The 11292-nt window shown below is 62.9% G+C and carries 10 protein-coding genes; 5 read left to right on the top strand and 5 right to left on the bottom strand.

Features of this window, described 5'->3' with window-relative positions; all coding sequences use genetic code 11:
* Together BRAS3843_RS14860 and BRAS3843_RS14855 are read left to right on the top strand one after the other, a co-directional pair.
* On the top strand, positions 1-821 hold an 821-nt coding region (locus BRAS3843_RS14860; protein ID WP_035981757.1), incomplete at its 5' end, for a heterodisulfide reductase-related iron-sulfur binding cluster.
* 76 nt (positions 822-897) lie between these two features.
* The gene (locus BRAS3843_RS14855) at positions 898-1392 is read left to right on the top strand and encodes a hypothetical protein (protein ID WP_008969756.1); all 495 of its coding nucleotides are present in this window, start codon (positions 898-900) and stop codon (positions 1390-1392) included.
* A gap of 473 nt (positions 1393-1865) precedes the next feature.
* Here BRAS3843_RS14855 and BRAS3843_RS42175 read toward each other — a convergent pair whose 3' ends face one another.
* Positions 1866-2027 (bottom strand): hypothetical protein, encoded by a 162-nt coding sequence (locus BRAS3843_RS42175; protein ID WP_244425331.1) that lies wholly within the window; start codon positions 2025-2027, stop codon positions 1866-1868.
* On the opposite strand from BRAS3843_RS42175, the gene BRAS3843_RS14850 reads away from it, so the two are divergent.
* The gene (locus BRAS3843_RS14850) at positions 2026-2898 is read left to right on the top strand and encodes a TorF family putative porin (protein ID WP_347379578.1); all 873 of its coding nucleotides are present in this window, start codon (positions 2026-2028) and stop codon (positions 2896-2898) included. The two genes, BRAS3843_RS42175 and BRAS3843_RS14850, sit on opposite strands and share 2 nt — an antisense overlap.
* A gap of 237 nt (positions 2899-3135) precedes the next feature.
* On the opposite strand, the gene BRAS3843_RS14845 is transcribed toward BRAS3843_RS14850, so the two are convergent.
* The gene (locus BRAS3843_RS14845) at positions 3136-4902 is read right to left on the bottom strand and encodes an ABC transporter ATP-binding protein/permease (RefSeq protein WP_008969754.1); all 1767 of its coding nucleotides are present in this window, start codon (positions 4900-4902) and stop codon (positions 3136-3138) included.
* Positions 4903-5237: 335 nt separating this feature from the next.
* Here BRAS3843_RS14845 and BRAS3843_RS14840 point away from each other — a divergent pair, with 335 nt between their 5' ends.
* Positions 5238-6902, top strand: coding sequence for an L-lactate permease (locus BRAS3843_RS14840; protein ID WP_008969753.1), 1665 nt, complete (start codon positions 5238-5240; stop codon positions 6900-6902).
* A 190-nt stretch (positions 6903-7092) separates the two neighbouring features.
* Positions 7093-7455: a hypothetical protein gene (locus BRAS3843_RS14835; RefSeq protein ID WP_347379579.1), complete on the top strand. Its 363-nt coding sequence runs from the start codon at positions 7093-7095 to the stop codon at positions 7453-7455.
* A gap of 63 nt (positions 7456-7518) precedes the next feature.
* Here the strand turns inward: BRAS3843_RS14835 and BRAS3843_RS14830 are convergent, their stop codons facing one another.
* From BRAS3843_RS14830 to BRAS3843_RS14820, 3 genes are all read right to left on the bottom strand, one after another.
* Complete coding sequence (locus BRAS3843_RS14830) at positions 7519-8715, bottom strand: hypothetical protein (RefSeq protein WP_008969751.1); 1197 nt, start codon at positions 8713-8715, stop codon at positions 7519-7521.
* Positions 8716-8935: 220 nt separating this feature from the next.
* Positions 8936-10579, bottom strand: a complete 1644-nt coding sequence (gene groL, locus BRAS3843_RS14825) for a chaperonin GroEL (protein WP_008969750.1) — start codon at positions 10577-10579, stop codon at positions 8936-8938.
* A 113-nt stretch (positions 10580-10692) separates the two neighbouring features.
* The gene (locus BRAS3843_RS14820) at positions 10693-10989 is read right to left on the bottom strand and encodes a co-chaperone GroES (protein WP_008969749.1); all 297 of its coding nucleotides are present in this window, start codon (positions 10987-10989) and stop codon (positions 10693-10695) included.
* Between the last annotated feature and the right edge of the window lie 303 nt (positions 10990-11292).

Genomic DNA, 11292 nt, shown 5'->3' with positions numbered 1-11292 from the left:
TGCTGGACCTGGCGCCGGCGCAACTGCCGCCGCCGGGGCCCGCCGGCGGCGCGGTGTTTCCGGCGCAGGGTCAACGGCGCGGGCGGGTGGCCTTGCTGCAGGGCTGTGCCCAACAGGTGCTGGCGCCCAGGATCAATCAGGCTGCCATCAACCTGCTGACGCGGCACGGCGTCGAGGTCGTCCTGGTCAGGGACGAGCAATGCTGCGGCGCGCTGAACCATCACATGGGGCAGGACGACGACGCGCTGGCGCGGGCCCGCGCCAACATCCGCGCCTGGAGCGCGGAGCTCGAGCGCGGCGGCCTCGACGCCATTCTGGTCACCACATCCGGCTGCGGAACCGTGATCAAGGACTACGGCCACATGCTGCGCGAAGACCCGCAATATGCTGCGGCGGCCGCCAGGATTTCGGGATTGGCGAAAGACATCACGGAGTATCTCAGCGCAGTCGAATTGAGATCGGCGGCACCGAAAGATGAGATCGTGGTGGCCTACCACTCAGCATGTTCGCTGCAACATGGGCAGAAAATCACAGCTCTTCCGAAAGAATTACTTTGCAAGACGGGATTCGTAGTGAAAGATGTGCCGGAGAGTCATTTGTGTTGCGGTTCGGCGGGGACCTACAACATTCTCCAGCCTGAGATTGCGGTGAGGCTGCGTGATCGGAAGGTCGCCAACATCGCAACCGTCAAGCCGGATGTAATAGCTGCGGGCAATATCGGCTGCATGATGCAGATCGCCAGTGGCACGTCAGTTCCCGTTGTCCACACCGTTGAGCTTCTCGACTGGGCGACGGGCGGTCCTCGGCCAGGATTGAATTGAGCGATGGGGGTCGTGCGTCACGAGCCGACCCCATCCGGCGTCCGCTGGAACGTTCGGCGGCAACAGGAGGGTCACGATGGCGAAAGACAAAAAGGACAACAAGGACAAGAAGGACAAAAAGAAAAAGAAGCTGATGGCGCAGGCCAAGAAGGCAGCCAAGAAGACGGCAAAGAAGTCCGCCAAGAAAGCCGCAAAGAAAGCTGCGAAGAAATCCGCCAAGAAGGCTCCGAAGAAAGTCGCAGCCAAGAAGGCTGCAAAGAAGGCACCAAAGAAAGCTGCGAAGGCCGCCAAGGCTCCTGCCAAGAAGGCCAAGACGGCTGCGAAGAAGGCGGCCAAATCAGCAAAGTCGGCGCCGACAAAGCCTGCGGCAGAGCAGCCTGCGGCTCCGAAGAAGGCAGCCAAGAAGCGCGCCCCGAAGGCTGCGCCAGTGATGGAGCCGATGCCCGAGATGGGCCACGCTGATACGCCCGAGACCGAATCGGCGCATGGCGAAAGCTGGGCCGGTTCAAGCTCTGAGCACGGCGGCCACGACTCGGAGGGCGACGAAGACGCGGCCGGCGCAGGTCATTAGGGCTGACCGCGCGTCCGTCGGACGAGATCGGACGAGAATCAGTTGACGAAGGCCGCGGCTCCGCCGCGGCCTTTTCGTTTGCGAGTTAGCGCCTGCAGCAACAACTCCGCTCGCGTGGCTCTCTTCAAGCCTCCGCCCATCTCGGTACCGCCGCGAGCAAACCGTCGCCGCCAACCGGGCTCCCCGACCGAAATGCAACGGACTGATTCGTCTTGGCTGCGCCTGACGCCCGCGGTGTGACTCGCGGGCCCCCAATGCATCTTGATGTATCTAGCGGCGGAAAAGCTTGTTGTTCAAATGCAACAGCCGCCGACAACCCGCCGCAGAAAAGCCAAAACGCCCAAAAAGTCGGCAGATGCCGCGCTTTTTTGCTTCTCCTGTCAACTACACCTGTCACAAATTGCCAATGGTTTGACGCAGTCCGTTCGTTTGTGTCCCGGGGGGATCGGAAATCGGACTGATGTTTGGAATCTTTAGGTGATGGGGATCGTCATGAAGAAGTGGGCTTTGTTGGCAACGGCGCTGGCAATGGTATCGGGGTCGGCCTCCGCTGCTGATTTGGCTGTGAAGGCATTGAAGGCTCCGCCGCCACCGGCCTTCGAGCCTTGGGATATCGCCTTCGGCGGCGCGATCATGAACGACTACATCTTCCGTGGTGTCACCCAGTCGAACCACAAGCCGTCGGTCGCCGCCTATTTCGAGCCGCGCTACAACGTCAACAAGGACCTGCAGCTCTATTTCGGCGTGTCCGGCGAGAGCATCTCCTTCGCCAACCGCGCCGCGGCCGAGATCGACGTCTACGGCGGTATCCGCCCGACCTTTGGCGCCTTCGCCTTCGACATCGGCGTGTGGGGCTACCTGTATCCGGGCGGCACCTGCCAATACGGCGCGGCCAACGCCTTCAATGGCGGCCTGACCGACGCCGCGGGCCGTCCGCTGAGCGCGGAGTGCTTGGCGAACGCTCTGGTAAACGCCAACACCATGAAGAAGGACGTCAGCTTCTTCGAGGTCTACGGCAAGGGCACCTACACCATCAACGACAGCTGGGCCGTCGGCTTCACCGAGTTCTATACGCCGAGCTTCCTGAACTCCGGCGCGTGGGGCAACTACACCTCGGTCACCGGCAAGTGGACCGCGCCCAGCGCCATGTTCGGCTCGAGCGGCGTCGGCATGTATGTGTCCGGCGAGTTCGGCCGCCAGTGGTTCGGCACCACCGACAGCTTCTACGGCACCCCGGCGTTCCCGAACGGCATCCATTATGCCGACTACAACACCTGGAACGTCGGCATCGGCTTCACCTGGAAGGTGTTCACGCTGGACCTGCGCTACTCCGACACCAACCTGTCCAAGGGTGATTGCAGCGTCTTCACCGGCGCCTTCAACGCGAGCGTTGGAACGACCACGATCACCGGCAACAATCCGCTTGGGAACAGCTCGAACTGGTGCGGCGCGGCCGGCATCGCCAAGCTCTCGTTCGACCTGACCGCGATGAGCAATCTGAAGTAAGCCTGTCTCAAGAACTGAGAAGCGGGGCGGCAGAGAATCTGCCGCCCTTTGCTTTTGTGCCAGCGCTGAAAGAGCCGTCGGGCAGGCGGAGCAGGGCATCTCACCCCCGGTCGCCGATCGAGAGGGTGGCGAAGCCAGGGCCTGCAGCTTATCGGCCCGACGATCTCATCAGCTCAGGGGAAATCGGACAGCGCACAGGCCCACTGGATGTCGTCCTGGCCGGGCTCCGTCGTCCCGTTACTCGCCGCCGCCCGCGGAGAACGCCGCGGCTTCCTGGTCCTTAGTCCCAAGCGAAAAGCGATCGCCGTGACGGGTCAGCTCGACCCTGCGGTCGTGAAGATCGTGCAGGGTCGAGCGGTGACCGATGGAGACGATCGTGGTTTCCGGCAGGCGCTCGATGAGCACGCGATAGAGCTTGGCCTCGGACGGTTCATCCAGGGAGGCTGTCGCCTCGTCCAGGAACAGATATTGGGGCGCATGCAGCAGTGCGCGGGCGATCCCCAGCCGCTGCTGCTCGCCGAGCGACAGCATGCGATTCCAGTGGGCGTCGTCTCCCAGGTGCTCGCTGAACTGTGGCAGCCCCACCGCCGCGAGCGCGGCCTGGACCTGGTCATCGCTGAAGGCGTCGAATGGCGCCGGATAGGTGATCGCCGCTTTCAGTGCCCCGATCGGGAAATAGGGCCGCTGCGGCAACATCATCAGCTTGGCATGGGCAGGCACGCTGATGACGCCGGCGCCAAACGGCCAGACGCCGGCAATGGCGCGGAACAAGGTCGACTTGCCTGCTCCTGATGGGCCGGTCACCAGGGTGCTTTCGTTACTGCGAATACTGAAGCCATCCGCCGAGATCAACGGCATGCCGTTCGGAAGTTTGAGCAGCAGTTGCTCCATCTCGATCGCGTCGCGGCCGGTCGCACTCACAAGGTCGACGGTCTGCGGCTCGCTGGACAGCGATATCGCGCTGTCGATGGACATCTCGAAACCATCAAGGCGGGCGACGGTCGCGCGCCAGTCAGCAAGCGTTCTGTATGCACTGACGAAAAACGACAATGCACTTTGTACGTTCGAAAACGCGGAGGCAGTCTGCATCATGCCTCCCAGCGCAATCGTTTTGGCAAAATAGGCTGGTGCAACCACAACATAAGGAAAGATCACGACAGCCTGCGAATAGCCGGCTGTGAATGCCGTCAGCCGCTTCGTCCGGCTCATGATCTGATACCAATTGTTCACAACGCGGCCGAAGCGGGTCGACAGCTGACCCTGCTCGGCCTGTTCGCCTCTCAGGAGCGCGATCTGCTCGGAGTTTTCGCGGACACGGACCAGATTGAAGCGGAAATCGGCTTCGAGCCGCTGCTGCTCGAAATTGAGGTTGACCAGCGGAGAGCCGATCCATTGCGTGAGCGCGGTACCAAAAATCGCATACATCAAGGCGATCCAGACGAGATAGCCGGGGATTGCGACGTCACTGCCAAACAGTTGCAGCGGAGCAGCGTTTGACAGACCCCACAGAACGACGACGAAGGAAGCCAGCGTCACGATCGAACTGAGCAGCCCGATCGAGATGCTCAATGTCTGCTCGATAAACTGCCTGACATCTTCGGCAATGCGCTGATCCGGGTTGTCGGCCGCATCGCCCTTGAGCTGCATCCGATAGTGGTTGGCTCCGTCGAGCCAGCGGCGGAGATATACCTCCGTCATCCATCGTCGCCAGCGGATCTGGAGCCATTGATTGAGATAGAGCTGGTAGACCGACAGAACGATGAAGGCCGCTCCCAGGACGAGAAAGACGCCGATCAGCCAAACGAAGGTGTTCCAGTCGTATTGCTGAAGGGCGTTGTAGAACCGGTTCTGCCACTCATTGACCAGGACCTGGATGGCCACCAACGACAGCTCGATGGCGATCACGGCGGCGAGCAGAACGCGGCCAGCGATCTTGTCCTCTGAGCGGAAATACGGGATGGCGATTCGCCAGACGATGGCGACGGTCGAGCGAAGATTGTTCACAGACGGTCTGCTCCGGAAGACGGGGCCTCGGGACCCCAACGGGAAAATTGCCGCAGCGCCGGGCGGTCGGCGGAGACTGTAGACTAAAGTCGTAAGTCGCGCGGCCGGGGCTCGCTTGTCGTTCACTTGCCCAAGACCCTAGCATGGGCCTGCGGCATGGGGTGGGAACGGCCTGCAGATTTCGCGAGAATTTGAGCACAGTTCGGCACTGCCGAATTCGTGAGCACATTCCGGACGTCCCGAGCAGCTTCACCTTGTGTCAATTCAGGCCTGACCCGCCCCGCCGGGCCGAGGCCCAAGAAGACCAATGGGGAACGCAGTCGGGGAGGAAAACCATGTGGAATCAAATCTATAACCCGCTGGGAAATGCGGCTTTGTCGACCATCGCGGCCGCGGTTCCCGTGGTCACGCTGCTGGTCTTGATCGCGAGCGGCAAGGTGAAGGCGCATATCGCCGCGATCGTCGCCGTTATCGTGACCAACCTGATCACGATCTTCATCTTCACGATGCCGCCCAACATGTCGATCCGCGCCACGGTGCTCGGCATCGTCACTGGTTTCTTCCCGATCGGCTGGATCGTGCTGAACGTCATCTTCCTCTACCAGGTGACGGTCTCGACCGGGCGCTTCGAGTTGTTGAAGCGTGCGGTTGGCGGCGTAACCGAGGACCGGCGATTGCAGCTGCTGCTGGTCGCGTTTTCCTTCGGCGCGTTTTTCGAAGGCGCCTCCGGCTTCGGAACGCCGGTGGCGATCACCGGCGCCGTGCTGATCGGCCTCGGCTTCTCGCCGCTCGCGGCCTCCGGCCTGTCGCTGATTGCCAACACCGCGCCTGTTGCCTATGGCGCGTTGGGCACGCCGATCCTGGGCCTAGCTTCGGTGACCGGGCTCGACCCCTACATTCTCGGCGCGATGGTCGGCCGCCAGCTGCCGGTGTTCTCGCTGATCGTCCCATTCTGGGTGGTGTGGGCGTTTGCCGGCTGGAAGGGCATGAAGGACGTCTGGCCGGCGGTTCTCGTCACCGGCATCTCCTTCGCGGTCCCACAATTCCTGATCTCGAACTTCATCAATCCCTGGATCGTCGACATCGGCGCTTCGCTGATCTCGATGGGCGCCCTGATCCTGTTCCTGCGGGTGTGGCAGCCGAAGCAGCTCTGGCTGTCGCCGGCCTTGCGCAGCCGGGATGAGTCGGCCGCCACCATGACGACGGCGAAGCCCCTCGATCGCACGCCGCTGACGCAAGCCGAACTGTGGAGCGCGCTGCTGCCGTGGATCATCGTTTGCATCATCATGCTGATCTGGGGCAACGGCAGCTTCAAGACCTGGGCGAACTCCATCTTCACCTGGAACTATCCGGTGCCCGAGCTGGACAAGATGATCAACAAGATGCCACCGGTGGCCGCGAAGCCGACACCGGAAGGCGCGGTGTTCTCCTTCACCTATCTCACCTTCACCGGCACCGGCATGCTGATCGCAGCGATCATCTCCGGCTTCCTGATGGGGGTGGGGCCGGGCAAGCTCATCGCCGAATATGGCCGCACCATCAGGCTGTGCTCGATCTCGCTGATCACGATCTCCGCGATGCTCGCGATCGGCACGCTGACGCGGCTGTCCGGTGTCGACGCCACGCTCGGCCTCGCCTTCGCCGCGACCGGCGTGCTCTATCCCTTCTTCGGCACCTTGCTCGGTTGGCTGGGCGTGGCACTGACGGGATCGGACACCGCCTCCAACGTGCTGTTCGGCAACCTGCAGAGAATCACCTCGCAGCAGCTCGGCCTGTCGCCGATCCTGATGGCCGCGGCGAACTCGTCAGGTGGCGTGATGGGCAAGATGATCGACGCGCAATCCATCGTGGTCGCCTCCACCGCGACCAATTGGTACGGGCATGAAAGCTCGATCCTGCGCTATGTCTTCCTGCATTCGATCGTGCTGGCCTGCCTGGTCGGCATCTTCGTCACGCTGCAGGCCTATGTGTATCCGTTCACGGCGATGGTGCTGAAGTAGCACCGCCACGAATCGCAAAAAGTCCCCGCGCGAGGTGAGCTCGCGCGGGGATTGCTATTTTTGGGTCACAATTATGCGGGAGCCGTGCCGCCGGCGTGATCGCCGCTATGAAGAGGCGGGCGTCGAAAGGTCGAGAGGGGCTATGGGGTCAATGAAGCGAATCGTTGCCGGCGTTGCGGCAGCTCTTGTGATGTCGGGCGCAGTTTGCAGTCTCGCGCGTGCCGATACCGGGTTTCCCTTTGGCATGGAGATGACTCTCGACGCACTGCCGCAGCCCGGCTCGAAGCGGGTGCCCGATCTCGACATCGGCGATCATGGGGAGACCGTGCTGGAGCTGTGGTGCAAGGGCGCGAAAGGGCAGTTCTCCGTCGCTGGCGACAGCGTGATCTTCATCGCCGGCGCGGTCGAGGACCGCAACTGCCCGGCCTCGCGCGCGCAGGCCGATGACGAGTTGATTGCAGCACTGAGCGCAGCCACGAACTGGAAGCGTCAGGGCGATTCGATCTTCTTTATCGGGCCGAAGACGCTGCACTTTCGACTGAATACGAACTGAATCCGTCCCCGCAGGCAAACGCGCCATCGCTGGCACAGCCGCGATCGCGCCGCTGTCGCGCGCCTATTTCCAGACGGAGTTGTCGGCGTCCCAGCGTTTGGCCTTCAGCGCCTTGGCCAGTTCGTCGATGGCCGCGCCATCATCGCGCTGATCACCTTCTTCGTCGCCTGAGGACTCCTCGGACAACGCCAGCTTTGCGCCGGCGGATTCGTCGACCGTGGTGGTGACGGGGCTGCCGACCCACAACATCAGCGCATCCGAACCACCGGGCTTATCCGGTGCGACCAGCCCGGCGACCTCGATCACCTCGGTGAGGTCGAGGCCCGGTATCAGCTGGCTCGGCCGCTTGAATGTCAGCTTCATTTTGCCGGTGACGGAGTTCCAGCTCGCGGCGGTGGCTTTGGCTCCGTAGCTCTTGGCGAGCACGTCGGAGACAGCGGCCGCCAGCTTGTCCTTGTTGATCTTGTCACCATCGCGCCAGTCGGCGGCAGCAAAACGCAGGGCGCGGTCCATCTCGACGGCCCCGGCCGTCCAGCCGGCCGAGACGACCCCGTTCATGGTTCGCGCCTTGGCGATCAGCGCCGCGGCGCGGTCGGGATCGACCGTCATGCTGATGGTCTGCTCGCCCGCGCGCAAGGCGTCGCAGCCAACGGTCAGGCTGGACAGCCCCACCTCGACCTCCTGACCTCTGAGGCTTTTCAGGAAATCGAGCGCCGCATCGAGCTTGACGCGCACGGCAACGGCTTCCGGCGAGACCTCAGTGAAATCCTTGGGCTGCGCGACGATGCCGTCATCGGTCGACTGGCTTTCCAGGAATTCCTTTTCGCTGATGTCGGAGTTGTCCGTCGATGCGACCTCAGACACGGTCTTGCCGATCGCGATTTGGCCGCGGAATTCGAAGCTCTCGCCGCTGGCCTTCTGTGTCAGCTTGACGGAGACCGGGTCCTTGGTGCCGTTGCTCTGCGCCGTGCCGGTCAGCGTCTGGCCGTTCACCGTCAGATTGGCCACGAAGCGATCCTTGCGATCGGAACTCTTGTCCACGGGATAGCAGACGTCGAGCACCGCGGCGGTGACGGTCTTGCCCTGCCGGGTTTCCTTCAGGATCACATCGGCATTGCCGTCCATGAGTCCGTCGATCGCAGTGAAATATCTGGTCTCGCTCGTGCTCGGAGCGGCCTTGGTTCCAGTCTTGGTCTGGGCCCAACCGAGTTCCGGCACAGCCGCCACGACAACGGCCACAGCAAGCAAAATCGCGCGCATTATCAAAATCCTCGTGACGGACAGAAGAGAAAGGTTCGAGGGAGCTTGAATCCAAACTTCGTGAGTGACCCGCGGCGCTCTTCCTTAAGCGAAGTTCCGACTGGCGTCGACGCGAAACGCGTGAAACAGGCGGTCCACAAGACGCTTGCCAGGTAGGGTTGCGCATGAAAAAGGCCGCCCGGAGGCGGCCTTCGTCATCTGTCTTCGAGCGAGGGTGGGCTTAGAAGCCCATGCCGCCCATCCCACCCATGCCGCCTCCGGCGGGCATTGCGGGGGCCGACTCCTTCGGCAGCTCGGCGACCATGGCTTCGGTGGTGACCAGCAGACCCGCCACCGACGATGCGTCCTGCAGCGCTGTGCGGACCACCTTGGCCGGGTCGATGATGCCCTTGCCGACCATATCGACATAGTCCTCGCTTTGGGCGTCGAAGCCGAAAGTCTCCGACTTCTCTTCGAGGATCTTGCCGACCACCAGCGAGCCCTCGACACCGGCGTTTTCGGAGATCTGACGGACCGGAGCCTCCAGCGCCTTCAGCACGATGTTGATGCCGGCCTGCACGTCCGGATTGGCGTTCTGAATGCGGCCGACCGCCTTCTTGGCGCGCAGCAGCGCCACGCCGCCGCCCGGCACGATGCCTTCCTGCACCGCGGCGCGAGTCGCGTTCAGCGCGTCCTCGACGCGGTCCTTCTTCTCCTTGACCTCGACCTCGGTGGCGCCGCCGACGCGGATCACCGCGACGCCGCCGGCGAGCTTGGCGAGACGCTCCTGCAGCTTCTCGCGGTCGTAGTCCGAGGTGGTCTCCTCGATCTGCGCCTTGATCTGGGCCACGCGCGCCTCGATGTCGGGCTTCTTGCCGGCGCCGTTGACGATCGTGGTGTTCTCCTTGTCGATCACGACCTTCTTGGCGCGGCCGAGCATCTTGACCGTGACGTTCTCCAGCTTCATTCCGAGCTCATCGGAGATCAGCTGGCCGCCGGTCAGGATCGCGATGTCCTCGAGCATGGCCTTGCGGCGATCGCCGAAGCCGGGTGCCTTGACGGCTGCCACCTTCAGGCCGCCGCGCAGGCGGTTCACCACCAGGGTCGCCAGCGCCTCGCCCTCGACGTCTTCGGCGATGATCAGGAGCGGACGGCCCGACTGCACCACCGCTTCGAGCACCGGCAGCATGGCCTGCAGGCCCGAGAGCTTCTTCTCGTGCAGCAGCACGTAAACGTCGTCGAGCTCGGCGGTCATCTTCTCGGCATTGGTCACGAAGTAGGGCGAGAGATAGCCGCGGTCGAACTTCATGCCTTCGACGATGTCGACCTCGGTCTCGAGCGACTTGTTCTCCTCGACCGTGATCACGCCCTCATTGCCGACCTTCTGCATCGCCTGGGCGATCATCTTGCCGATCGCGGCATCGCCGTTGGCGGAGATGGTTCCGACCTGAGCCACCTCGGACGAGGAGGCGACCGGCTTGGCGCGCTTTTCGAGATCCTTGACCACGGCGGCCACCGCGATGTCGATGCCGCGCTTGAGGTCCATCGGGTTCATGCCGGCGGCGACCGCCTTGCCGCCCTCGCGCACGATGGCCTGGGCCAGCACGGTCGCGGTGGTGGTGCCGTCGCCCGCCGTGTCATTGGTCTTGGAGGCGACTTCGCGCAGCATCTGCGCGCCCATGTTCTCGAACTTGTCTTCGAGTTCGATCTCCTTGGCGACGGTGACGCCGTCCTTGGTGATGCGCGGGGCGCCGAAGCTCTTCTCGATCACGACGTTGCGGCCCTTCGGACCGAGCGTGACCTTGACGGCGTTGGCGAGAATGTCGACGCCGCGCAGCATGCGCTCGCGCGCGTCGCCGGCGAATTTGACGTCCTTGGCTGCCATGTTCAAATGCTCCTGGGGGTGTGACCTCATCGGCGAGGGCGAAGTCCGCCCGTCAGTCGCCCGGATGAGGTTTGCAAAATCGGTTCCCCGGGTCGCACCGGGGAAAGGGGGGATCAGGCCAGCACGCCCATGATGTCGGACTCCTTCATGATCAGGAGTTCCTCGCCGTCCAGCTTGACTTCGGTGCCGGACCACTTGCCGAACAGCACGCGGTCGCCGACCTTGAGGTCGATCGGGATCAGCTTGCCGCTTTCGTCGCGGCCGCCGGGACCAACGGCGACCACTTCGCCCTGCGACGGCTTTTCCTTGGCGGTGTCGGGAATGATGATGCCGCCCTTGGTCTTCTCCTCGGCGCCGATACGCTTGACCACGACACGGTCATGCAGCGGACGAAATTTCGATTTAGCCATGACGTTTCCCTTTGCGGGCGCTTCGAACGGGGTTGCTGTCGGAAGAGAATCTGAATGCGGCCACATCTGACGCCAGGTTGGCGCCGACTGACACGCCCCTTTGGCAATCGTGCCCTCCGAGTGCTAAAGGTCGCCCGGGAAATATGGCTTGCCGCTGATCCTGTCAAGCAAAGTGGTTAAGTCGTTCTTGGGGCTGTTATAAGATGCTGCTTTCGGTAAACCATGCTGGCAACGCGACGTCGGCATGCGACGTCATTGCCCTGACGTCCGATTTGCGCTTGGTTGCCGGACGGGGCGGCCACG

The sequence above is a fragment of the Bradyrhizobium sp. STM 3843 genome, assembly GCF_000239815.1.
GTDB lineage: Bacteria > Pseudomonadota > Alphaproteobacteria > Rhizobiales > Xanthobacteraceae > Bradyrhizobium.
The sequence above is the reverse complement of the archived record's forward strand: the minus strand, read 5'-3'. Positions and strand labels throughout refer to the sequence as shown.